Source organism: Pseudomonas sp. LBUM1652 (assembly GCF_059716105.1).
Genome location: NZ_CP166804.1, coordinates 4,367,783 through 4,393,347 on the forward strand (window position 1 = coordinate 4,367,783; position 25,565 = coordinate 4,393,347).

12 protein-coding genes are annotated in these 25,565 nt (G+C 61.1%); 7 read left to right on the forward strand and 5 right to left on the reverse strand.

Annotated elements, in window-relative coordinates; genetic code table 11:
- From dsbD to dsbG, 3 genes are read left to right on the forward strand one after another with little or no spacing between them, the layout of a single operon-like run.
- Nucleotides 1–1,734, forward strand: coding sequence for a protein-disulfide reductase DsbD (dsbD, locus tag ACA069_RS19635; RefSeq protein WP_497615036.1), 1,734 nt, complete (start codon nucleotides 1–3; stop codon nucleotides 1,732–1,734).
- Nucleotides 1,734–2,603, forward strand: a complete 870-nt coding sequence (locus tag ACA069_RS19640; protein WP_187679532.1) for a TlpA disulfide reductase family protein — start codon at nucleotides 1,734–1,736, stop codon at nucleotides 2,601–2,603. The genes dsbD and ACA069_RS19640 overlap by 1 nt, the downstream gene beginning before the upstream one ends.
- Nucleotides 2,579–3,349: a thiol:disulfide interchange protein DsbG gene (gene dsbG / locus ACA069_RS19645; protein ID WP_497615038.1), complete on the forward strand. Its 771-nt coding sequence runs from the start codon at nucleotides 2,579–2,581 to the stop codon at nucleotides 3,347–3,349. Before ACA069_RS19640 ends, dsbG begins: the two co-directional genes overlap by 25 nt.
- An 83-nt stretch (nucleotides 3,350–3,432) precedes the next feature.
- Here the strand turns inward: dsbG and ACA069_RS19650 are convergent, their stop codons facing one another.
- Both ACA069_RS19650 and ACA069_RS19655 read right to left on the reverse strand, forming a co-directional pair.
- A complete protein-coding gene (locus ACA069_RS19650) occupies nucleotides 3,433–4,245 on the reverse strand; it encodes an alpha/beta fold hydrolase (RefSeq protein ID WP_497615040.1) in 813 nt (270 codons plus the stop codon).
- A 193-nt stretch (nucleotides 4,246–4,438) separates the two neighbouring features.
- Nucleotides 4,439–17,437, reverse strand: coding sequence for a non-ribosomal peptide synthetase (locus ACA069_RS19655; protein WP_497615042.1), 12,999 nt, complete (start codon nucleotides 17,435–17,437; stop codon nucleotides 4,439–4,441).
- 369 nt (nucleotides 17,438–17,806) lie between these two features.
- Between ACA069_RS19655 and ACA069_RS19660 the strand changes: the two genes are divergently transcribed.
- Nucleotides 17,807–18,361 carry an RNA polymerase factor sigma-70 gene (locus ACA069_RS19660; RefSeq protein ID WP_064120208.1) on the forward strand — a complete coding sequence of 185 codons (555 nt, stop codon included), beginning with the start codon at nucleotides 17,807–17,809 and terminating at the stop codon, nucleotides 18,359–18,361.
- Nucleotides 18,362–18,461: 100 nt separating this feature from the next.
- On the opposite strand, the gene ACA069_RS19665 is transcribed toward ACA069_RS19660, so the two are convergent.
- The 3 genes from ACA069_RS19665 to ACA069_RS19675 all read right to left on the reverse strand — a co-directional run bounded on the left by ACA069_RS19665 (nucleotide 18,462) and on the right by ACA069_RS19675 (nucleotide 21,075).
- Nucleotides 18,462–19,475: a GNAT family N-acetyltransferase gene (locus ACA069_RS19665; protein WP_497615045.1), complete on the reverse strand. Its 1,014-nt coding sequence runs from the start codon at nucleotides 19,473–19,475 to the stop codon at nucleotides 18,462–18,464.
- 86 nt (nucleotides 19,476–19,561) lie between these two features.
- Nucleotides 19,562–20,359, reverse strand: a complete 798-nt coding sequence (locus tag ACA069_RS19670; protein WP_497615046.1) for a substrate-binding periplasmic protein — start codon at nucleotides 20,357–20,359, stop codon at nucleotides 19,562–19,564.
- 92 nt (nucleotides 20,360–20,451) lie between these two features.
- A complete protein-coding gene (locus ACA069_RS19675; protein WP_497615047.1) occupies nucleotides 20,452–21,075 on the reverse strand; it encodes a TetR/AcrR family transcriptional regulator in 624 nt (207 codons plus the stop codon).
- A gap of 184 nt (nucleotides 21,076–21,259) precedes the next feature.
- Here ACA069_RS19675 and ACA069_RS19680 point away from each other — a divergent pair, with 184 nt between their 5' ends.
- The 3 genes from ACA069_RS19680 to atuC are packed head-to-tail and all read left to right on the forward strand — an operon-like array spanning nucleotide 21,260 to nucleotide 25,546.
- On the forward strand, nucleotides 21,260–23,044 hold the full coding sequence (locus tag ACA069_RS19680) for an acyclic terpene utilization AtuA family protein (RefSeq protein WP_497615048.1): 1,785 nt from the start codon (nucleotides 21,260–21,262) through the stop codon (nucleotides 23,042–23,044).
- Nucleotides 23,045–23,056: 12 nt separating this feature from the next.
- Complete coding sequence (locus ACA069_RS19685) at nucleotides 23,057–23,926, forward strand: SDR family oxidoreductase (RefSeq protein ID WP_187679540.1); 870 nt, start codon at nucleotides 23,057–23,059, stop codon at nucleotides 23,924–23,926.
- Between the two features lie 3 nt (nucleotides 23,927–23,929).
- Nucleotides 23,930–25,546: a geranyl-CoA carboxylase subunit beta gene (gene atuC, locus ACA069_RS19690; protein ID WP_497615049.1), complete on the forward strand. Its 1,617-nt coding sequence runs from the start codon at nucleotides 23,930–23,932 to the stop codon at nucleotides 25,544–25,546.
- Nucleotides 25,547–25,565 lie beyond the last annotated feature (19 nt).

The window sequence follows — 25,565 nt, forward strand, 5'->3', positions numbered from 1 at the left end:
ATGCGTCATATTTTTCTACTGTTTACGCTTCTGATCTCGGGCCTGGCCCAGGCCGGGAACAATCCTTTTGAGACTAAACCGGAGTTTTTGCCGGTCGACAAAGCGTTTGTACTCACCTCCGAACGCCTGGAATCGGGTGAAACCCAGCTCTTCTGGCAGATCACCGACGGCTATTACCTGTACCAGAAACGTCTGAAGTTCGACGGCCTGACCGCCGAGCAGCAGCCAACATTGCCCGAAGGTGAATCCCACAGCGACGAGTTCTTCGGTGAACAACCGGTCTATCGCCAAGGGCTGGAAGTGAAGATCCCGGCGGCGGCCACCGGGCAGATCAAAGTCAGTTATCAGGGCTGTGCCGATGCGGGCCTTTGTTATCCGCCGCAAACCCGGGTCATTGATCTGGGCGGCAAAGCGACCGCCTCGGCAGGCGCCGAAGCACCGGATCAAGCTCTGGCCAGCAGCCTGCAACAACGAGCGCTGGGCTGGAGCCTGCTGGTGTTTTTCGGCCTCGGCCTGCTATTGGCGTTCACCCCGTGTACGTTGCCGATGTTGCCGATTCTGGCCGGGATGATTGTCGGCAGTGGCGCGACGCCACGCCGTGGTTTCGCACTGGCCGGCAGTTATGTGATTTGCATGGCGCTGGTGTATGCCGCGATGGGCGTGATTGCTGCGCTGCTCGGGGCAAACTTGCAAGCCTGGTTACAGAATCCGTGGCTGCTCGGCGCCTTCGCGGCAGTGTTTGTGGTGCTGGCGCTACCGATGTTCGGCTTCTTTGAATTGCAATTGCCAGTGGCCTTGCGTGATCGACTGGAACACGCCTCGCGCAGTCGCAGCGGCGGCAGCCTGATTGGTGCTGGCGTGCTCGGCGCGCTATCTGGCTTGCTGGTCGGTCCGTGCATGACCGCACCGCTGGCCGGTGCCCTGCTGTATATCGCGCAAAGCGGCAACGCCTTGCACGGCGGGTTGATCCTGTTCTCGCTGGGGATCGGCATTGGTGTGCCGCTGTTGCTGCTGGTGACGGTCGGCAATCGCTTCCTGCCAAAACCCGGCGATTGGATGAATCTGCTCAAGGGCATCTTCGGTTTCCTGTTCCTCGCGACGGCATTGTTGATGTTGCGCCCGGTGCTGGATCCATCGTTGTGGCTCGGTCTGTGTGGCGCCCTGCTGTTGATCGCTGCTTATTGTGCCTGGAAACAGTCCGATGGCTTTGGCCGTGTCGCCCAACTGTTTGGTGCTACTGGATTACTGCTCGGGTTATGGGGCGGTTTGCTGGTAGTAGGTGCGGCAGGCGGCAGCGATGATCCGTATCAGCCATTGCAGGTTTACAGCGCCGGTCGTGCAACCAGCGCCGCGCCGAGTGGCCATGACGCGTTCACCACGATCAAGGATCCGGCGGCACTGCAACGCGAACTCGATACCGCCAAGGCTCAGGGCCAGTGGGTGCTGCTCGATTACTACGCCGACTGGTGCGTATCGTGCAAAGTCATGGAAAAGCAGGTGTTCGGCAAGGACAAGGTGATGCAGGCGCTGAGCGATGTACGTCTGCTTCGACTGGATGTCACCGCCGACAACGCCGCCAGTCGCGAATTGCTCAGCCGTTATAAAGTGCCCGGGCCACCGAGTTTCGTGTGGATCGGCGCCGATGGCGAAGAGCGCCGCAGCCAGCGCATCACCGGCGAAGTCGATGCCGATACGTTCCTGCAACGCTGGACCACCACCCGAGACGCCAATTAATGCTGACTTTCACCCTCGGCACCTTTGCCATCGCGCTTAACCACCTGCTGCTGATCAGTGCCTTGGCACTGGCAACCTTCGTCGGTTGGCGAGTGGCCAAACGCGGTGGCGATAATCCCGAGTCGGCGCTGTTCAGTCTTTTTCTGCTCGGCATGCTGGCAGCGCGCATTGCCTTTGTGGCTTTGTATTGGTCGCACTACCGCAACGATCCGTGGCAGATCGTCGATCTGCGCGATGGCGGTTTCCTCGCTTGGCCGGGGGTGATCGTCCTGCTGCTCGCCGCGCTGTATCGCGGCTGGCGGCGTCCGGGCCTGCGTCGGCCTTTGGGCTTTGGCGTCGCCAGCGGTGTAGCGTTCTGGCTGTTGGCGACGCTGTCGCTGAACATCTACGAACAAGGCACCCGACTGCCGGACATCACCCTGCGTAACGCTGCCGGGGAAACCATCAAACTCAGCGACTATAAGGGCGGCCCGCTGGTGATCAACCTGTGGGCGACCTGGTGTCCACCGTGCCGGCGCGAAATGCCGGTGCTGGAAAATGCCCAGCAGCAACGCCCGGACCTGACGTTCCTGTTCGTCAATCAGGCCGAAAGCATGCAAAGCGTGGCGACATTTCTCGAAACTCAAGGCCTGAGCCTCAACAACGTGTTGTTCGATCGCGGCGGCCGACTGGGCCAGGCCGTGGGTTCCATGGCATTGCCGACTACCCTGTTCTATAACCCCGATGGTCGATTGTTGGCCAGTCATCTGGGCGAGTTGTCGAACGCCAGCCTGGCTCGCGCCCTGGAAAACTTCGATACCCCAAATCCGACCGCCGCACCGTCCACCTCTTCAAGGAAACTGCCATGCCCCGCCTCCGCCACCTGCTGACGCTGATTCTGGGCACTGCCCTGCTGCAACTGCCGTCGGTTCAGGCCGCTGAAGAATTGCCTGCGGCGATCAAACAGATCGAAGCCAAAGGCGCAAAAATCGTCGGCCAGTTCGATGCCCCCGATGGCTTGCGCGGTTACGCGGCGCAGTACCAGAACCGCGGCATGGCGCTGTACCTGACCCCGGACGGCAAACACGTGCTGCTGGGCAATCTGTACGACGCCGATGGCAAAGACTTGAGCAGCGACCCGTTGCAAAAACTGGTCTACGCGCCGCTGGCCAAGGAAGTCTGGGCCAAGTTCGAGGCGAGCAACTGGATTCAGGACGGCAACAAAGATGCGCCGCGCACGGTGTACCTGTTCAGCGATCCGAATTGCCCGTATTGCAACATGTTCTGGGAACAGGCCCGACCTTGGGTCAAAGCCGGCAAGGTGCAGTTGCGCCACATCATGGTCGGTATCATCCGCGAAGACAGCCCGGGCAAGTCCGCCGCGCTGCTGGCGGCCAAGGATCCGAGTAAAGCCCTGGAAGATCACGAAAAGGCCGGCAAGAGCAGCTCGCTCAAGGCGTTGAAAGACATTCCAGCGGCGGTGCAAACCAAACTCGCAGCGAACATGCAGTTGATGGAAGACCTGGAGTTGCAGGCCACACCAGCGATTTTCTACATGGACGACAAGGGTGAACTGCAACAGCAGCAAGGCGCACCGACGCCGGACAAGTTGGTGAAGATTCTCGGGCCGAAGTAAGCAAGATCAAAAGATCGCAGCGTGCCGCAGCTCCTACAGAAGAATGCGATCCTCTGTAGGAGCTGTGGCACGCTGCGATCTTTTTAATTGCGCTCAGCCAAAAACTTCAGCAATGCCTCATTCACAAACTCTGGATTCTCCAGATTGGAGATATGCCCTGCCTCCGGTACCAGCCCCCACGGGCAGCCGATCAGCTCTGCCATTTCCTTGGCTTCCGACGGCGGCCGTGGCTTGTCCTGATCGCCGCACAGCACCAGCGTGGTCGCTGCATTCAGCTCGCCCAGAAGCGGCAACAGATCATCGCGACCAAAGGTGATGCGGCCCATTGGCACGATGCTCTCGCGCAGGCGATCGGCTGAATACGCCGCCAGTTTTGCGCGGAAGTCCTGGTAAAGCGCCGACTGTGGATCGATCCCCGGCCGGAAGAAAATCGGCACGACGATATCGAGCAATTGCTCCGAGATTTCGCCGGTTTCTTCGATCTGTTTGAACAACGAGAAGTAGTACTGACGGGTGGGCTCGGGTTCAACACCAACATAGGTGTCCATCAACACCAGACCATTGAGCCGCTGCGGTGCCGCCAGTGCCAGACGCACGCCCCACATGCCGCCGACCGACAATCCCACCAAAATCACCTGATCGATATCCAGATGATCAAGCAAGGCCTGCGCCTGACGGGCGATGTCGTCCAGAGATGTGGTGCCTTGCGGCAATCGCCCGGACTCGCCATGGCCCCACAGATCCAGCGCAATCACCCGATAGTGCGGCGACAGCGCAGCGATCTGCGGCGCCCACATGGCTTGGTCCCACAGGTAACTGCCGGCCAGCAGCACAGCCGGGCCGGTGCCCTGGTCAATGTAATGAAGGGCTTGTCCGTCCACCGTGAAAAAAGGCATCGATTCACCTGCGCGGGAAAAAAGAGAACCGGCAGACTGAGCTGCCGGTTCTGGATCGTCAACCCTGGAAATGTACGCGAATGTAGCGCCGCCATTCGCGAGCAGGCTCGCTCCCACTGGGGATCTGCGATCGACACAAACCCCATGTGGGAGCGAGCCTGCTCGCGAAGAGGCCGGTTCAGGCGCTAGAAAATCAAAAGCCCTCCAGCTCCGCCATCAGGTCATTCAAGCGATCCACCTTCTCCTCGGTGATATCACTCGCCGCCAGCCCATCGATGTACTCGGCCAGTTCCGCCACCGTGCTGCATTCGAACATCGCCCGCAGCGGTACGTCGCGTTGCAGGGTTTTCTGCACTCGCGAAGCAATCTGCGTCGCCAGCAACGAATGGCCGCCCAGTTCGAAAAAGTTGTCGCGCACGCCGACCTTGTCGACCTTCAGCACTTCGGCCCAGATATCCGCCAGGGTCTGTTCCAGTTCGTTACGCGGGGCCAGGTAATCCTGGCTCTGCAACTGGCCGATCTCCAGCGCCGGCAAGGCTTTGCGATCGAGTTTGCCGTTGGCGTTGAGCGGCAGTTGCTCCAGCCACAACCAGTGCAGCGGCACCATGTATTCCGGTAGCTCGGCACGCAGGCGCTGTTTGATTCGCTCCAGACGTTCACTCGGATTGACCGCCGAACCCGCAGCAACCAGATACCCGACCAAGTGCTTGCCGTTTACGCCTTCCTGCACGCCAACCGCCGCATCACGGACTTCCGGCTGTTCGTGCAGACGCGCTTCGATTTCACCCAGCTCGATGCGGTAGCCGCGGATCTTCACTTGATGATCGACCCGGCCAACATATTCCAGCACGCCATCGCTACGACGTCGCGCCAGGTCACCCGTGCGATACAGACGCTCGCCCGGCGCGCCGAACGGGTTCGGCACAAATACTGGTGCAGTGCGCAGCGGATCGCTGACATACCCGCGACCGACGCCGGTGCCCGCCACACACAACTCACCCACCGCACCCAACGGCACCAGTTCCAGCGCGCCATCAAGCAGGTACAGCAAGTTGTTGTCGGTCGGTGTACCGATCGGCAAGTAACTGCCGCGAATCGAGGCCAGGTCGACGCGGAAGAACGCCACGTCATCGGAACATTCCGCCGGGCCATAAGCGTTGACCAGGCCGATCTGCGGGTAACGCAACAGCCACTGATGCGCCAACTCGGGCGGCATCGCTTCACCGGTCGGCAGCATCCAGCGCAGGCCGTCGAGGCTCAGGCGATCCGAGGCGAGCATGCCTTGAATCAGCGAAGGCACGCTCTCCAGCACGGTGATGCCCTGTTCCTGCACATGCACCAGCAAACCTTGCGGATCGTGGGCGATGGTGTTCGGCACGATGTCGACCCGCGCACCAAACAGCGGCGCGGCGAGGAATTGCCAGACCGAAATATCGAAACTTTGCGAAGCGGTCTGCGCGATGACGTCAGCGTCAGTCAGATGCAGATAGGGCACCTTGCTCAACTGGTTGTTAAGCATGCCGCGCTGCTCGACCATCACACCTTTCGGCAAGCCGGTGGAACCCGAGGTGTAGATCACATAGGCCAGATTGTCCGGGCCACTGTGGATGCCTGGGTTTACCAAGGATGTCGCGGCTGCTTGCACCTCTTCCCAGACCAGCAGACGTGGGCGATTGGCGCAGCTGAATTCATCCAGCAAAGTCTGCGCTTGCGCGCGGCACACCTCGCTGCACACCAGCACTGGCGTGCGGCTCAGCTCGATGATCCGTTGCAGGCGCTGACTCGGCAGGCCCGGGTCCAGCGGCAGGTACCCGGCACCCGCCTTGAAGCTGCCGATGATCATGCCCAACAGATCAAGGTTACGTTCGGCCAGCAACGCCACCGGTTGATCCATCTGCACCCCGGCCGCAACCAGTGCATGACCGAGACGGTTGGCGTTGTGGTTCAGCGCCTCGAAACTCAATTGCTGATCGAGGCAACTGGCAGCAATCCGCTGTGGATGCTGCGCGACCTGCGCTTCGAACAGCGAAACATAGCTGTGCTCCAGCGGATAGCCATGGGCGCTCTGGTTGCAATCGTGAAGCAGGAAGTCCTGTTCCTCAGCGCCGAGCAACGGCAGGTCGGCCATGTCGCCATGGAAGCCATCGACCAGCGCCAACAGCAGACGCTTGAATTCACCGAGCATCCGCTCGATCGTCGACTCGTCGAAGTAACGCTGGTCATACGACAGATGCAGGCCAAGGTCATCGCCCGGGTAGCACACCGCCGTCAACGGGAAGTTGGTGTGGGTACGACCCGAGTCCGAAGTCGCGTTAAGACTCTGCGCGCGGTCCAGCACGGAAACTTCCACCGGGGCGTTTTCGAAGACGAACAGGCTGTCGAACAGCGGCTGGCCTTTCGGCAGTTCGCTCTGTTCCTGAATGCTCACCAGCGGCAGGTATTCGTACTCGCGCAATTGCATGTTGCTGTCGAGCAAAGCACTCAGCCACTGACGCACACTGGCGCGCTGATCGTCCGCCGGGATCTGCACCCGCAGCGCAATGCTGTTGATGAACAGGCCGACAGTGCGTTGCATCTCGGGCATTTCCACCGGACGCCCGGCCACGGTTACACCGAACAGCACGTCACGATCACCGCTCATGCGCCGCAGCACCAGTGCCCACGCCGCTTGGGCGAAGGTGTTGATGGTCAGTTGATGGGCCTGGGCCAGTTCGCGCAGACGGGCACCGTCCTCGACGTTGAGTCGGGTGTAGCGGTCGCCGACGACCATCCCGCCGCTTTCACCGGCGTGTTCACGCAGGAACGGACGGTCGCTCGGGATCGGCGTGGTGCGTTCGAAACCTCGCAGGTTCTGCTGCCACCATTGGCGCGCCTCGGCCAGGCTCTGGCGTTGCAGCCAGCCGATGTAATCGCGGTAACGCGGCGGCACGCTCAACTGGGCTTCGCGACCTTCACCAAGGGCGGTGTAGATTTCGAAGAAGTCATTCATCAGCAACGAACGGCACCAGGCATCGATGAGGATGTGGTGGTTGCTCATCATGAACCAGTAGCGTGCCGCACCGACCTTGATCAGGCGCAGGTGGAAAGGTGCCTGATTGAGCAGATCGAACCCGGCCTCACGCTCGCGTTTCAGCAGTGCTTGCAGCTTTGGCTCTTGATCGGCATCGCTGATGGCGCTCCAGTCGAGGTACTCGATCGGCGTGCGGCCCGGGGTGTGAATCACTTGCAGCATGTCTTCGCCGACGTTCCAGCAGAACGATGCACGCAGTGCCTCATGACGGGCGATCACCGCTTGCCACGCCTGAGCGAAACGCTCGGGATCAAGTTCACTGTTGATGCGGTAGCGATCCTGCATGTAGTACAGACCGGTGCCCGGTTCGAGCAAGGTGTGCAACAGCATGCCCTCCTGCATCGGCGTCAGCGGATAAACGTCTTCGATGTGCGTGGCCGGCACTGGCAAGGCATCGAGTTGCGCCTGGGTCAGTCTGGCCAGCGGGAAGTCCGAAGGCGTCAGGCCACCGGCCTCGTCTTGCAGGCAATGGCTGATCAGACTTTGCAGTTCGGCGAGGTAGGCGTCGGCCAGATCATTGATGGTCTGCGCGTCGTAACGCTCGGCGCTGAAGGTCCAGCGCAGCAGCAATTCACCGCCATAAACCTGACTGTCGACGCTCAACTCGTTCGGCAACGGTGCCTGCGGATCGTGGGCCGCGCCGACCGGCCCATCCAGCGGACGGAACAGCGCATCGCTGCCGAAGCTCTGGTCGAACTGGCCGAGGTAGTTGAAGGTGATCGGTGCGTTCGGCAGCGCCGACATGCTGCGCTGGCTGAAATCATCGGCCAGATAACGCAGCACGCCATAACCCAGACCTTTATGCGGCACCGCGCGCAGTTGCTCCTTGATCGCCTTGATCGAAGCGCCCTGTCCTGCGGCCTCTTCGATGTTGTGCGGAGTCAGGCGCAGGGGATAGGCACTGGTGAACCAGCCGACGGTACGGGTCAGGTCGATCTCGTCGAACAGGGTTTCGCGGCCGTGACCTTCCAGCTGAATCAGCGCCGACTCTTGTCCGCTCCAGCGGCACATCACGCGGGCCAGGGCGGTCAGCAACAGATCGTTGACCTGGGTGCGATAAGCGCTTGGCGCCTGTTGCAGCAGTTGTTTGGTGTGTTCTGCATCCAGACGCACGCTGACCGTTTGAGCGTTGCGATTTTGCTGGCCGCCCTGTGGATTTTCGCATGGCAGATCAGCGTTCGGGCCGGCCAGTTGGGTTTGCCACCAGTTGAGTTCTTCACGCAGGGATTCGCTGCCGGCGTAAGCCTGCAAGCGTGCCGCCCAATCCTTGAAGGCGCTGGTTTTCGCCGGCAGCTTGACTGACTGATTGGCCTCCAGTTGGCGATACACGGTTTGCAGATCGTCGAGCAAAACGCGCCACGACACACCGTCGACCACCAAGTGATGGATAGCGATGAACAGGCGTTGCTGACCCTCCGGGCCATCGACCAGCAAGGCGCGCAGAAGCGGGCCATTTTCCAGATCGAGACTGCGCTGGGCATCGGCGAACAATGCCTCACACTTGTCCATCGAGGACACTCGCACTTGCCACAGCACAGGCGCATCGGACACCGGTTGGTGCGTCGCTTGCCACTCGCCGTTGGCCTCGGTGAAGCGCAGACGCAAGGCGTCATGCTGCTCGATCAGTGCCAGCAGCGCCTGCTCCAGACGGTGCGGTTCCAGCGTAACGGTCGGCTCCAGCAGCAACGCCTGGTTCCAGTGTTGACGCTGAGGAATATCAGTATCAAAGAACCAGTGCTGAATCGGCGTCAGACGTGATTCACCGGCGACCAAACCTTGTTCGGCCGTCACCTGCTCGCCCCGACTCGCCACAGCGGCGAGAGTCTGCACGGTCTGATGCTGGAACAGGTCACGCGGGCTGAAATGAATGCCCTGCTGGCGCGCTCGGCTGACCACTTGAATCGACAGAATCGAGTCGCCGCCCAGTTCGAAGAAGTTGTCGTTGAGCCCGACCTGTTCGACGTTAAGTACTTCGCACCAGATCTGCGCCAGGGTTTGCTCGAGCTCGTTGCTCGGTGCCACATAATCCTGACGATTGAGCTCCGGGTCCGGCGCCGGCAAGGCGCGGCGGTCGAGTTTGCCGTTGGCGGTCAGCGGCATGCTAGCCAGCAGGATCAGGTGCGTCGGCACCATGTAATCCGGCAATTGCGTCTTGAGGTGCGACTTGAGGGCTTCGCGCAATTCGGCCTGTTTGGGTTCGCTTTGCTCTGCGATCTCGGTGACGAGGTAGGCAACCAGTTGCTTGCCGCTCGGCGCATCCACTGCCAGCACCACCGCTTCGCGGATCGAATCGTGATCGAGCAGGCGGGTTTCGATTTCGCCCAACTCAATACGAAAACCACGGATTTTTACCTGATGGTCGATCCGGCCCAGGTACTCGACCAGACCGTCGGCGCGCTGGCGCACCAGATCGCCGGTGCGGTACATGCGACCGCCATCGACGGCAAACGGATCAGCGACAAAACGCTCGGCTGTGATGCCCGGACGATCATGGTAAGCCTGCGCCAGACCGGCGCCGCCGACGAACAGTTCGCCGGTCGCACCTTGCGGCACCAGTGCCAGATCGGCGTCGAGGATGTACGCAACACGCGCACCGATCACGCTGCCGATCGGCACACTGCCGGCGCCCTCCTCCAACAAATCCGGGGCCAGACTGGCCAGTGGCATGACCACGGTTTCGGTCGGGCCGTAGGCGTTGAAGAACAGACTCGGTTTGAACGCTGCGCGAATCCGTTGCAGGTGTTCGCCGGTCAATGCTTCGCCGCCGGTGATGATCATCCGCACCGGGAGGACTTCGTTTTGCGTCGCCAGGAGTTGCGCCAACTGGCTGCCGTAGCTCGGGGTGAAACCCAGCACGTTGATGCGATGGGTGCGAATCAGCCCGCAGATTTCTTCGGCGTCCCACTGACCTTGCGCACGCAACACAACTTGCGCGCCACTCAGCAGCGGCACCAGCAGACGCTCGGTGGCGGCATCGAAGTTGATCGAATAGAAGTGCAGCTCGCAGTCGTCCGGGCGCATGCCGAAGCGTTCGATCACGGCTTGGCAGTGCATGGCGATTTCACCGTGGGAGACCACCACACCTTTCGGCTTTCCGGTCGAGCCCGAGGTGTAAATCAGGTAGGCCTGATGCTGCGGCAGGCTGATAAAGGGCAGCTCCGTGGCCGGGTAATCCGCCAGTGCCGCGCTGTCATCTTCCAGGCTCCAGCGCGCCACACTCGGCGGCAAATCGCCAAGCGCTTTGAACATCGCACGGTCGCTGAGCAGCAGACCGATGCGGCTGTCTTCGATCATATAGTGCAGACGGTCGAGCGGGTATTCCGGGTCAAGCGGCACATAGGCACCGCCAGCCTTGAGGATCGCCAGCAGGCCGATGACCATTTCCAGCGAACGTTCCAGCGCCAACCCCACGCGCACCTGCGGCCCGACGCCACGCTCACGCAGCGCCCAGGCCAGGCGATTGGCGCGGGCGTCGAGTTCGGCGTAACTCAGGGTATGGCCGGCGAAGGTCAGGGCCGGCGCGTCTTTGCGCACCAGGGCCTGCTCGGCGAACAGGTGATGGATGCACTGATCGAGACGATGCTCACCCGGCTCGATGCCAAGGCTGTCGAGCAGGTGCTGCTGCTCAGGTTTGTCGAGCAGCGGCAGTTCGCTCAGGCGCTGCTGCGGATCAGCGATCAGCGCTTCCAGCAGGTTGCGCCAATGTTTGGCCATGCGCGCGATGGTCGGTTCGTCGAACAGATCGGTGCTGTACGTGAGGCAGCACCCGAGGCGATGGTCGAGGTCGGTGACTTCCAGGTTGAGGTCGAACTTGGTCGCCCGCGCATCGTTGGCCAGGTACTCGACGGTCATGCCGGCGAGCATGCGGCTCTGCTGGAACTCCCAGCGCTGCACATTGCACATCACCTGGAACAGCGGGTTGTAAGCAGCGCTGCGCGGTGGCTGCAGAGCCTCGACCAGATGATCGAACGGCAGATCCTGATGGGACTGGCCTTCGATCACGGTGTGACGAACCTGCTCGAACAACTCGCCGACCGACATCTTGCCGTCGAGTTGGCAGCGCAACACCTGGGTGTTGAGGAACGCACCGATCAGCCCTTCGCTTTCCGGGCGGATGCGGTTGGCCACCGGCGCGCCGATACGCAGATCGTTCTGGCCGCTGTAGCGGTAAAGCAGCGTGGCGAGCGCGGCGGTCATGGTCATGAACAGGGTCAGACCGTTTTGCGCATTGAACGCACGGACGCGGGCGGCGAGATCGTCGCTCAGGTCGAAACGGAACAGTTCACCCTGATGGCTTTGCACCGGCGGACGCGGACGGTCGCCCGGCAGTTCCAGCAGCGGATGTTCGCGCCCCAGTTGCGCGGTCCAGTAGTCGAGCTGACGCTGACGTTCGCCGGACTCCAGCCAGTTACGCTGCCAGACGCTGTAGTCGAGGTACTGCACCGGCAGCGGTTCCAGCGGCGAATCACGGTCATCGACAAAGGCTTCGTACAGCGCGCTGAGTTCGCGGGCAAAGATGTCCATCGCCCAGCCTTCGGTGACGATGTGGTGCAGGGTCAGGACAAAGTAATGCTCATGTTCGGCGGTCTTGACCAGACAGGCACGCAGCAGCGGACCGGTTTCCAGATCGAACGGCTGGTGTGCTTCCTCGTCAGCCAGTTGCTGGACGTTTTGCTCACGGACATCAGACGCGAGTTTCGAAAAGTCCTTCCAGTCCATGCGCACGCCAGTCTCGGCATGCACGCGCTGACGAGCAACACCATCGACGCTCGGGAACGTGGTGCGCAGGGTTTCGTGACGCAGGATCAGCGCTTGCAACGCTGCCTCGAAACGCTCGACATGCAATACGCCGCGCAGGCGCGCCATGCCGCCAACGTTGTACGCCGGGCTGTCCGGTTCCATCTGCCAGAGGAACCACATGCGCTGTTGCGAATAGGACAACGGTACCGGTTGGCTGCGGTCGACTTTTTCAATTGGCGGCTGTTTGTTGGTGCGGCCGCTGGCCTGGATCAGACGGATCTGTTCAGCGAAATCACCGAGTTCGCTGTGTTCAAACAGCGCCCGTAACGGCAACTCGACGTCGCAGGCCTGACGGCTACGCGAGATGATTTGCGTGGCCAGCAGCGAGTGACCGCCGAGGGCAAAAAAATCGTCGCGCAGGCCAACTTGCGCCAGACCCAGCACTTCACGCCAGATCGCGGCGATCTGTTGCTCAAGTTCAGTGACCGGCTCGACGTGTTCGCGCACTTGCCATTGCGGCTCAGGCAAGGCACGACGGTCGAGTTTGCCGCTCGGGTTGAGGGGCATTTCGTCAAGGCGCATCAGTTGCGCCGGGACCATGTATTCCGGCAGTTCAGCGGCCAGAGCGGTTTTCAGGCGAGTGATCTGCGCGTCCTGATCTTCGCGGGCGTCGGTGGCGGTGAAGTAGCCGATCAGTTGTGCGCCAGCGGCGGTTTCGCGTACCAGCACCACGGCTTGGGCGACGCCGTTTTGAGCGAGCAAACGCGCTTCGATTTCTTCCGGTTCGACACGAAAGCCGCGCAGCTTGACCTGTTGATCGAGACGGCCGAGGTATTCGATGACGCCGTCGGTTGTCCAGCGTGCACGGTCGCCGGTACGGTACAGACGCGCGCCCTGCTCACCCAATGGATCGACAACGAAACGTTCGGCAGTCAGTGCCGGGCGGCCGAGGTAACCACGGGCCAGGCCGATGCCGCTGATGCACAGTTCACCGGGTACGCCGGCCGGCATGGGGTTGAGGTCGGCGTCGAGAATGCGGCACACCACGTTGCCCAGCGGTCGGCCAATCGGCGAGCGTTCGCCATCGGCCGTTGTGCAATGCCAGTGAGTGACGTTGATCGCGGTTTCGGTCGGGCCATATCGGTTGTGCAGTTGCACCGCTGGCAGTTGCGCCAGTACGCGGTTACGCAACTCCGCCGGCAAGGCTTCGCCGCCAGAGAAGACACGGCGCAGGCTGGTGCATTCAGCGCTGAGCGGCTCGTCGACGAATAACGAAAGCAGCGGCGGCACAAAATGCAGCGTGGTCACGCCGTATTGCTGAACAAGCTGAGCAATGCGATGCGGATCACGGTGTTCGCCCGGGCCGGCAATCAGCAGACGTGCACCGGTGATCAGCGGCCAGAAGCATTCCCACACCGACACGTCGAAACTGATCGGCGCCTTTTGCATCAGCACGTCGGTTTCGTTGAGGCGATAGGTGTTCTGCATCCATTGCAGACGTTCGGCCAGTGCCGCGTGCGTGTTGCCGACGCCTTTCGGCTGGCCAGTGGAGCCGGAGGTGTAAATCACATAGGCGAGGTTGTCGCCGTGCAGGTGCAAAACCGGTGCCTGGCTCGGCCAGTTTTCCAGGTGCAACGCGTCCATGGCGATAACGCTGACGCCTTCGCTGGCCGGCAAGCGGTCAAGCAATTCGGTCTGGGTCAACAGCAGTTCGACGCCGCTGTCGCTGAGCATGTAGGCCAGGCGATCAGCCGGATAATCAGGGTCCAGCGGCACGTAGGCGCCGCCGGCCTTGATGATTGCCAGCAGGCCAATCAGCAGCTGCGGCGAACGCTCGGCAGCGATGGCCACGCAGACATCCGGGCCGACGCCTTTGTCGCGCAGGTAATGCGCCAGGCGGTTGGCTTGCGTGTGCAGTTCGGCGAAATCGAGACTGCCGCCGTCCCAGACCAGCGCGGTGCGTTCCGGGGTCAGGCGCACTTGTTCATTGAGCAGCTCTGGCAGCCATTGTTGCGCCGGGGCGCACGGGGCGATGCTCCAGTCTTTTTGCTGATCGTGTTCAGTGGCGGTCAGCAGTTGCAGATCGCCGATGGCGTGTTGCGGATGCTCACAGACGTCGCGCAACAGATTGCTGAAGTGTTCGGCCAGACGCTCGATCGTCTGCGCATCGAACAGTTCGTTGGCGTAGTCGAAGGACAGCGTCAGGCGCCCGTTACGGTCTTCCTCGCTGTGCAGTTGCAGGTCGAACTTGGCCTCGCGGCTGTGCCACGGCAATTCTTCGGCGAGCAGGCCCGGCAGGCGCTTGAGCGCACTCAGGTCGCGCTGCTGATGGTTGAACATGACTTGGAACAGACCTTGCTCGCGGGCCTGCGGGAAAGCTTCGAGCAGTTGTTCGAATGGCAGATCCTGATTCGCTTGTGCGCCGAGTGCAGCCTGACGGGTTTGCGCCAGCAACTCGATAAAGGACAGCCGCGAATCGACGTCAGCGCGCAGCACTTGGGTGTTGATGAAGAAGCCGATGAGGCCTTGGGTTTCCAGGCGCGGACGGTTGGCATTGGGCACACCGATGCGGATATCACGCTGCCCACTGTAGCGATGCAGCAGGCTCTGGAACGCCGATAGCAAGAGCATGAACGGCGTGGCATCGTTCGCTTGGGCAGTCTGTCGGATCGCTTGGCTGAGGCTGACGCCCAAGCGCACGCTGTGTCGTGCCGCGCTGTGAACCTGCAAGGCGGAACGCGGATGATCGGTGGCCAGTTCCAGCGTCGGATGCTCATTCCCCAATTGCGCTTTCCAATACGCCAGTTGCCGCTCGCCCTCGCCTTGCGCCAGCCATTGGCGCTGCCAGCTGCCGTAGTCGGCGTATTGAGTTGGCAACGGTGCGAGTTCGGCACGTTGCCCTTGGGAATCGGCGGCGTACAGACGCGAGAACTCATCGATCAACACGTTCAGCGACCAGCCGTCAGCGATGATGTGATGCAGCGTCACCAGCAGTTGGTGATCTTCATCGTCGAGGCGGATCAGCGTCACCCACAGCAGTGGGCCTTTTTCCAGATCGAACTGGGTACGCGCTTCGTCCTCACGGATCTGCCGGGCACGGGCCTCACGCTCATGGGCTGGCAGGTCGCTGATGTCGATCAGTTGCAGATTGAATTCAGCTGTCGCGTCGACCTGTTGCAGCGCCACACCGTCGCGTTCGAAGAAGCGTGTACGCAGGGATTCGTGGCGGTCGATCAGTTGCTGGAAACTGGCGCGCAAAGCGTCTTCGTCCAGTTCACCGCGCAAGCGCAGGCCGCCGGGAATGTTGTAGGCGCTGCTTTGCGGATCGAGCTGCCAGGTGATCCACAGACGGTTTTGTGCCAGCGATTGAGGCATCGGCTCACTGCGCGACAGGGCAGTGATTTCGCCCTGAGCGCTGCCGCCGTCCTGTTGCTGTTGCGCCACCGCAGCGGCGAACGCGGACAGGGTCGGGGCTTCGAAGAGCAGGCGCAGATTCAGTTCAAGACCCAGTTCCTCGCGGACGCGGGCGATCACTTGCGTGGCGGCGATCGAGTTGCCGCCGAGCAGGAAGAAGTGATCGTCGGCGTTGACCTGTTTGACGTTCAGCTGTTCGGCCCAGATTTTGCCGATCAGGGTTTCGAGTTCAGAGGCTGATGCCGTCGCATCCCGGGTTTCGGAAGTGGTCGAAGGGAACACTGCGTAGCTGTCGAGGCTGCCGTCGGCCAGACGATTGCGGCAGGCCGAACGTTGCAGTTTGCCGCTGGAAGTCTTTGGCAGCGCGCCCGGATTGAGCAGCACCACCACACTCGGAGCTTCTTGATATGCCTCGGCCACCGCTTGGCGGATGGCTTTGATCAATGCGTCCGGCGGCAGGATTTTCTGCACGCTGCGGCTGATTTCCGCGGCGATACCGATCCCCTCCTCGCCGTCCTGAGTAACCGCAAACGCGGCGACACGGCCCTTGCGCACCACCTCCACTTCGTTTTCGACAGTCTTCTCGATGTCCTGCGGATACAGGTTGTGGCCGCGCACGATCAGCATGTCCTTCAAACGACCGGTGATGAACAGCTCTCCCTCGCGGATAAAACCCAGATCCCCCGTGCGCAGCCAGGTACGGCCGGCGTGCTGGACGAAGGTCTTGGCGCTGGCCTCGGGGTTGCGCCAGTAACCATGAGCGATGCTCGGCCCGGCAGCCCAGACTTCGCCAACGGCGTTGTCGACGAGTTCTTGCAGACTGGTCGGCTCGACGATCAGCACCGCGTGCTCCGGCTGGCTGATGCCGCAGCTCATGATCGGGCTGCCATCGCCAGGCTCGGCGCGGTTTTGCGCCAGCGCCTGATCGTCCACGCGCAGCGCGGGAATACCGGTGCCACGCGGGCTGCCGGCAACGAACAGCGTCGCTTCGGCCAGACCGTAGGAGGCCATGAAACTGTCTTCGCTGAAACCGCAGGTCACGAACTTCTCGGCGAAGCGCTCAAGGGTGTCGAGACGGATCGGCTCAGAGCCGGAATAGGCCACACGCCAACGGCTCAGGTCGAGACGCTCCAGCGCCGATTCACTGACCCGCTCGCTGCACAAACGGTAGGCGAAATCCGGCCCGCCGCTGATGGTGCCGCCGTATTGGCTGATCGCCTCAAGCCAGCGCAATGGCCGACCAAGAAAGTACGCCGGCGACATCAGGATGCACGGTACGCCGCTGAAAATCGGTTGCAGTAATCCGCCGATCAAACCCATGTCGTGGTACAGCGGCAGCCAACTGACGATGACGTCGTCCGGGTTCACATCGATGCCGAAACCGTGACGGATCAGCAACTCGTTGGCGACCAGGTTGCCATGGCTGACCTGCACGCCTTTGGGCAATGCAGTAGAGCCAGAGGTGTATTGCAGAAAGGCGATGTGGTCTGCCGGCAGATCGGGTTCGACCCAACGATCAGCCAATGCGCTGTCGAGGGTATCGACGCACAACAGCGGCGGCGCACCTTCGATCTGTTGCAGCGCTTCACGCAGGTCGGCACTGGTCAGCAGCAGGCGCGGTTCGGCGTCGGCGATGATCGACAGCAGACGCTCCTGGTGATGACGGCGGGCGGACTCCGGCGGATAGGCCGGCACCGCGATCACGCCCGCATACAGGCAACCGAAGAATGCCGCGACGTAATCCGGACCGCTGGGAAACAACAGCACCGCGCGATCACCGAACTCGGCCTCGGCCCGCAACGCGGCAGCAATGGTGCGCGCGCGCTGATCCAGTTCGCGATAGCTGAGCACCACAGCCTGCTCTTCGTTTTCAGCGAGAAAACGCAAGGCCAGTCGATCCGGCGTCAGGGTCGCGCGGCGCTTGAGGGCTTGGACCAGGGTGCTGGGGAGTTCGAACGCGTCGGTCATGAGGTTTCCTGCCTGAATTCGGCTTGCTAGTGGAATCGGGTTGCTGCGTCACGCCCTTCGAGGGCATGCAGGACGCGGTCTACGCCGACCGCGCAAGGCATGGGAATGCTGTCTGGCCGGGACTCTTTATCCGGAACCATTCACCAATGAGAACGGATGACGTCTTGAAATAATTAGTCGGCAGGCTGGATCGTCAATGGGGCCGGGGTGCGGAGGCGTGTCGCAGTTCTCAGATCGCAATAATTCAGAGCATTACTTCTCTTTCTCATTTGACAATCATTATCATTCAACATAATTTGTCGCTCGATGTGTAGGGCGCCCCTCCTCTCCCCGGCGTCCCACGAACCAATTGGCAGCAAGGTGATTTCCATGACGGAACAAGTATCCACAAGCAGGTGCGATTCACCGCTACTCCAGGCTTTTGTCGACAACCGACTGATTCTGGTCAAAATTGCAGCGCGCATTACTGGCTGCCGCTCGCGTGCCGAGGATGTCGTGCAGGATGCGTTTTTCCGACTGCAATCAGCACCACCGATCACGTCGTCGATCAAGGCTCAACTGAGTTATCTGTTCCAGATCGTGCGCAACCTCGCCATCGATCACTACCGCAAACAGGCGCTGGAGCAGAAGTATTCCGGCCCTGAAGAGGAAGGGCTGAACGTGGTCATTCAAGGTGCTTCGCCGGAAACCTCGCACATCAACTTCTCGACCCTGGAAAACATTGCCGATGCGCTGACCGAGCTGCCCAGCCGCACTCGCTATGCATTCGAGATGTACCGCCTGCACGGCGTGCCGCAAAAGGACATCGCCAAGGAACTCGGCGTCTCGCCGACCCTGGTCAACTTCATGATTCGTGATGCTCTGGTGCACTGCCGCAAGGTGTCGGGCAGTCGTCGGGATGCGGTGGCTGTGGGTCGTCGCTGAAACCGAGTTGTCCGCACAAAAAAGATCGCAGCCTTCGGCAACTTCTACAGGGTTAACGCGATACCCGTGCAGGAGTTGCCGAAGGCTGCGATCTTTTGCTTCAAGCCAACTTACAGCGATCAAAAAACCGCTCACGCCCCAGGATCATCAGCGCCGCGCGCTTGTGCGGGAAGTCGAACTCTTTCTCGCAATGGAAGCACTGATTCTGCATGTGGCCGATCATCTTCGCGTTGTCGGCACGCGGCTCGGCAACCACGCGCTGCGTGCGCGGGTCATCCAGAAACAGGTAGTGCACCAGCGCCGATAACCAACTCGCTACTTTGTGCGGACCGCGGTGATCCTCCTCCCCTACCAGCATGTGAATGCCACGGTCGTAGTTGTCGGCTTCGTAGAACGGTGCGATGCGATCTTCCTTGGCCCAATAGGCTTCGAAATAGGCAAACGGCTGATCATCGAAACAGCCGATCAAGGTCAGCGAATGCGGATCGGCGTCGAGTTTGCTCAGGTACTCGCGATGCTTTTCAATGCTGCCCTCTTCCTGCCAGAAACTGGCCACCCGCGGACTGTTCTGCCAGCGATTGAAACGCGGCAGATCCTCTTCGATCTCTACCGTACGCAGGGAAATCCATGCGCCAAGACGAGCATCAAAACGCCGATAGACTTCACCCCGCGGCTTCACCGGCCGCTGTGGATGACGCTTGCCACCGCTGATGACCATTTGCTGCGGATAGCTGCCAGTGAGCGACGCGCCGAGCCAAGGTTGCGGCAGTTGCCAGAACAGCGTGCGCTCGCAGCAATACTCACCGGCTACATCGGTCTTTACCAACAAACCGCTGAGCAAGGCCTCGGTCGGTGGCTGATCGAGTTGCCAGGTCAATTGCTGGCACTCCGGGTCCCGCGCAAACAGCCAGTAACAGGCAGCCCACAGCGCCTGGCCAGGCGGCAGGGCAAAACGCTCATCGATCTGGATCGGCCCTTTGGCCTCACGATCCAGTCGCAGGCGAATCAATGGTTGCCCATCCAGGCTCAGGCTCAGACGGCTTTCGGTTGCATCGGCTACCAATTGGCTGCCCGAAGGCAAGGCCAGGGCAGTCAGGTCATTCAGATTGGACATGGGTCGGGCTCACGATAATCGTCGACAGTTCAACGATGGGACGTGAGCCGAGCGGAGAAATTTAGGCTTGGGCAGCAATCAGTGCTTCAGTGATGGGGCACCGGCACTACCGCAATCCGGTACGGATCGAAGATTTTCAGCATCTCACCGTTGTCGCGCAAACCTTTCAGCAGTTTGCCGAACGCATCACCGGTTATTGGTGCGGTTGGACGAAGAATTGCGTAGTGGTGGTAGACCTGATCGATGCGCTGCGACACCAGCAACTCATCGCGCACCTTTTCGTTGCGCAGCAGGTAATCACTCAGATAGGAGCGGGTCACCAGCGCGATATCCGCGCGCCCGCGCAGCACCATCAACAGGTTGCTGTCGTGGGAATAGGTCAGTGTGGCCTTGAAGTTATGGGCAAGGAATTTTGGATCAGCATTGAAGTTGGCGAACTCGTAGTGATAACCACTGAACAAGGCCAGACGCTTGCCGGTGAGATCGGCAAAATAGCTCTCCTTGCGCCCTTCTTCCCGTTGTGCGACGAAAATTTCGGCGTCCTCCAGCCCCATATCGACGTCGGTGTGGGGAATCTCCTTCCAGCCCCACTCCGGGTTTTCGAAGATCGCCATATCGATCCGGCCCTGCTTGAAATCACCGAAACGCCGGGGAATCGAAGTCGGTACCAGCACGAACTGATAGTCGCTTTGCAGGCGATTCAACGCCTCGACCAATTGTGGCAAGAGACCGGTGTCGGCGCCGTTTTCCGGGCGAACGGTGTAGGGCGGAAAATGCGCCGCGCCCACCCGCACCAATTGCGCCGCCTGTGTGGGCATTACCCATATTGCAGCCAGCGCTGCGAGCAAAAACCCCGCGGCCGTCCGAATTGGCGAAGACTTCAAAACACCCCACTCCCCGAAAAAGTACCGATCAATGCATTCAAGCTAGGCGGTTTCGCCCAGTTAGCCAGTTTCCCGACCCGATAGAAAGTGCTTCAACGCTCTTCAAGAACCAGAATCAGCGCCTCATCGGCCAACTGATCCAGGCTCAAACTGCCGCCGGCACGGAACCAAGTGGTGGTCCAGGACAATGCACCAGTGAGGAAACGTCGGGTAATAAAGACGTCGCCGCGAATAAATCCGGCGTCCTTGGCCTCGCCCAGCACTTGCAGCCAGATGTCTTCATAAACATCGCGCAACGCGAGAACTTTGGCCTGGCCCTCTTCGGACAACGAGCGCCATTCGTAGACCAGCACCGCCATGGCTTCGCCGCTGCCGCCCATGATCGACTGCAATTCGCAGCGAATCAGCGCCAACACCCGCTCGCGGACATTGCTGGCGTCGGCGAGCGCTGCGCGCATCAAGGCAGTGTTGTAACGGATGGTTTCTTCCATCACCGCGCGCAGGATTTCATCCTTGCTTTTGAAGTGATGAAAAATGCTCCCCGACTGAATGCCCACCGCGCCGGCCAGATCGCGCACGGTGGTGCGCTCATAGCCTTTGTTGCGGAACAGGTGAGCCGCCACTTGCAGCAATTTGCCACGGGCGCTGTCCGGGTCGGTCAACTGGCCGCCGTCGACCAGTTCGCGCATGACCCTCAGGGCTTTTTGCTCGTCCACCCGTTCTCTCCTACAGTCGATCAGTCTGTTGCCCCCTGAAACCGCAGGGTTGCGCGCAATTTAAGCCGCCGACGGCGACCAAGCAAGCGCTTGGGTAGAAGATAGTTTCAGTTGTTTACAAACCAAGCGCTTGCTTGGTAGCCTCCAGACACTTCTGTCGCAGGTTCCTGAGTCGGAGACAAAAATGCCCACAACCGTTCGCATCGGATGCGCCAGTGCCTTCTGGGGTGACACGTCAACCGCCGCCGCGCAGCTTGTGGCGGGAGGATGCCTGGATTACCTGGTGTTCGATTACCTGGCCGAAATCACCATGTCGATCATGGCCGGCGCACGCATGAAAGACCCGCAGGCCGGGTTCGCCGGTGACTTCGTCGACGTGCTGACGCCGCTGCTGCCACAGTTGGCCGAGCAGAAAATCCGCGTCATCAGCAATGCTGGCGGGGTCAATCCTCAGGCTTGCGCTACGGCGCTGCAAGCGGCGTGCGACAAGGCCGGCGTCGAACTGAAAATCGCCGTCCTGCTGGGCGATGACTTGCAACCGCAATTCAAACAACTCACCGGCATCAGCGAAATGTTCACCGGCGCCCCTCTGCCACCGATGTGCGTATCGACCAACGCCTACCTCGGTGCCCCTGGCATCGTCGAAGCCCTGCGACTGGGCGCCGATATCGTCATTACCGGCCGGGTAGTCGACAGCGCCGTGGTCAGCGCAGCGCTGGTACATGAATTCGGCTGGTCGTGGCACGACTACGACAAACTCGCCCAGGCCGCGCTGGCCGGACACATCATCGAATGCGGCGCGCAATGCACCGGCGGCAACTTCACCGACTGGCGCGACGTGCCGGATTACGAGCACATCGGTTTCCCGATCGTAGAAGTCAGCGCCGACAGCCAATTCATCGTAAGCAAACCCGAAGGCTCCGGCGGACTGGTCACGCCGCTGACCGTTGGCGAGCAGATGCTTTATGAAATCGGTGATCCGCAGGCCTATCTGTTGCCAGATGTGGTCTGCGATTTCAGTCAGGTCAAACTTCAGCAACAAGGTAAAAACGCAGTGCATGTGCACGGCGCCAAAGGTCTGCCTGCCAGCGACAAATACAAAGTCAGCGCCACCTGGCCGGACGGCTTCCGCTGCACCGCCAGTTGCCTGATCGCCGGCATCGACGCGGTGGAAAAAGCACAACGCGTCAGCCAGGCGATCATCGACAAGACCGCCGAGATGTTCAGTCAACGAGGCTGGGTGCCTTATAGCGAAACCAACATTGAACTTCTGGGCAGCGAAGCCACTTACGGCCCCCACGGCCAGCGGCGCGACAGCCGCGAAGTGGTGATAAAAATTGCGGTGCGCCATCCGCACAAACAGGCGCTGATTGTGTTCTCCCGGGAAATCGCCCAGGCCGCGACCGGCATGGCGCCGGGGCTGACCGGCATCGTCGGCGGACGGCCGACGGTCTATCCGGTGATCCGCCTGTTTTCGTTCCTGATCGACAAAAGTGCCTGCGCGCTGCACGTCGAAATGGCCGGTGAAAAACACCCATGCGCCCTGCCCTCACTGACCGCACTCGACAGCCACGATCTGCCAATCGCCGATCAACCCCCCAAACCTCAAGGCCGCGCCGACGCCAGTGTTGCGCTGGTGAAACTGGCCGTGGCGCGTTCCGGTGACAAGGGCAACCACAGCAACATTGGCGTCCTGCCACGCCGGCCCGAATACCTGCCGTGGATCGCCGAAGCGTTGACCCCGGCGGTCATCGTCGACTGGATGAGCCATGTCCTCGACCCGATTCACGGTCGGGTCGAACGCTGGTATTTGCCCGGTACCCACAGCCTGAATTTTCTCCTGGAAAACGCCCTCGGCGGCGGTGGCGTGGCCAGTCTGCGCATCGATCCGCAAGGCAAAGCCTTCGCCCAGCAACTGTTGGAAATCCAGATCCCGGTGCCACAGAGCATCGCCGAGCAGTTCGACTAGAGGATTGTTTGCATGGCTTACGCGTCGATTTTCACAGCCGATCTGTTCAGCGGCCAAACCATCATCGTCACCGGTGGCGGCAGCGGCATCGGTCGCTGCACCGCTCATGAGCTCGCAGCCCTCGGCGCCAATGTGCTGCTGGTCGGGCGCAAGCCGGAAAAGCTGCAAAAGGTTGCTGCCGAGATCGCCGAGGACGGTGGTCGCGCGCACTGGAAAGCGTGCGATATCCGCGATGAAGAAGCCGTCAAACTGCTGGTCACCGAGTTGATCTCAGAACATGGGCCGATCCACGGACTGGTCAACAACGCCGGTGGCCAATACCCGTCGCCGCTGGCTTCTATCAATCAGAAAGGTTTCGAAACCGTGCTGCGCACCAATCTGGTCGGCGGTTTCCTGATGGCGCGGGAAGTGTTCAACCAGTCGATGAGCAAGCACGGCGGCAATATCGTCAACATGCTCGCCGACATGTGGGGCGGCATGCCCGGCATGGGCCATTCCGGCGCGGCACGGTCGGGCATGGACAATTTCACCAAGACCGCAGCGTTCGAGTGGGGTTATGCCGGGGTGCGAGTCAACGCGGTTGCGCCGGGCTGGATTGCGTCCAGCGGCATGGACACCTACGAAGGCGCGTTCAAAGCGGTGATCCCGACCCTGCGCGAACACGTGCCGCTCAAACGCATCGGCACCGAGTCGGAAGTCAGCGCGGCGATTGTGTTTCTGCTCAGCCCGGCGGCAGCATTCATCAGTGGCAGCACGCTGAAAATCGACGGCGCCGCCAGTCTCGGCAGTCGGGCATGGCCGTTGCACAAGGCGACGCACAGCGAGTCGTACAACGGTTTCCACCGGGCGTACCTTCCGGACGTACTCAAGGACAAGGAGTAAGCCATGGCGCAGATCCAGTCCCAACTCGATCCGCACAGCGAAGCATTCGCCCGCAACCGTGCGGCGATGCTTACGGCCATCGAGCAAGTGCAACAACTCGAACAGAACTTGCTGAACAAGGCCGCTGAAGCCAAGGCGAAATTCGACAAGCGCGGGCAATTGCTGCCGCGCGAACGCCTGAACCTGCTGCTCGACCCCGGCGCGCCGTTCCTCGAACTGGCCAGCCTCGCCGGTTACAAACTGCACGATGACAAGGACGGCAGCGCGGCCGGTGGCGGGCTGATTGCCGGCATCGGTTACGTGTCGGGCATTCGCGCGATGGTGGTGGCGAACAACAGCGCGATCAAGGGCGGGACGATCTCGCCCAGCGGCCTGAAAAAATCCCTGCGCCTGCAACAGATCGCCCAGGAAAACAAACTACCGGTGATCACCCTGGCCGAAAGCGGCGGCGCCAATCTCAATTACGCGGCGGAAATTTTCGTCGAAGGCGCGCGCAGCTTTGCCAATCAGGCGCGCATGTCGGCGATGGGCTTGCCGCAGATCACCGTGGTTCACGGTTCGGCCACGGCGGGTGGCGCTTATCAACCGGGGCTGTCGGATTACGTGGTGGTAGTGCGCGGCAAAGCCAAGCTGTTTCTCGCCGGCCCTCCGCTGCTCAAAGCGGCGACCGGTGAAGTGGCCACCGATGAAGAACTGGGCGGCGCCGAGATGCACGCACAGGTCGCCGGCACTGCCGAATACCTGGCCGAGAACGATGCCGACGGTGTCCGTCAGGTTCGCGAAATCCTGCGCATGTTGCCGTGGAATGAACAACTGCCGTGGCTGCCGGAACCGCAGTACAAGGAGCCGCTCTACCCCATCGATGAACTGTTGGGGTTGATCCCGGACGATCCGAAGAAGCCCTATGACGTGCGCGAAATCATCGCGCGCATCGCCGATGAATCAGAGTTCCTCGAATTCAAGGGCGAGTTCGATCAGCAAACCATTTGCGGCCAGTTGAAAATCCAGGGCCGCGCCTGCGGCTTCATCGGCAACAACGGCCCGATCACCCCCAACGGCGCGAGCAAGGCTGCGCAGTTCATCCAGCTGTGCGACCAGAGCCAGACGCCGCTGCTGTTTTTCCACAACACTACCGGCTTCATGGTCGGTACCGAATCCGAGCAGCAAGGCGTTATCAAACACGGCTCGAAACTGATTCAAGCGGTGGCCAACGCACGGGTGCCTAAACTGACGATTGTCGTCGGCGGCTCCTACGGCGCCGGCAACTACGCGATGTGCGGACGCGGTCTCGATCCACGGTTCATCTTCGCCTGGCCCAACAGCCGTACGGCGGTGATGGGTGGCGCCCAGGCCGGCAAGGTGCTGCGCATCGTCACCGAAGCCAAACAGCTCAAGGACGGGCTGGTGCCCGATCCAAAAATGCTCGACATGCTCGAACAGGTCACCGCGCAGAAACTCGACAGCCAATCCACCGCGCTGTATGGCAGCGCCAACCTGTGGGACGACGGGCTGATCGATCCACGCGACACGCGCACCCTGCTCGGCTACCTGCTGGATATCTGTCACGAAGCGGACATTCGCGCACTACAACCCAACAGCTTCGGCGTCAGCCGGTTCTGACCGCCACGGATCTTACGGA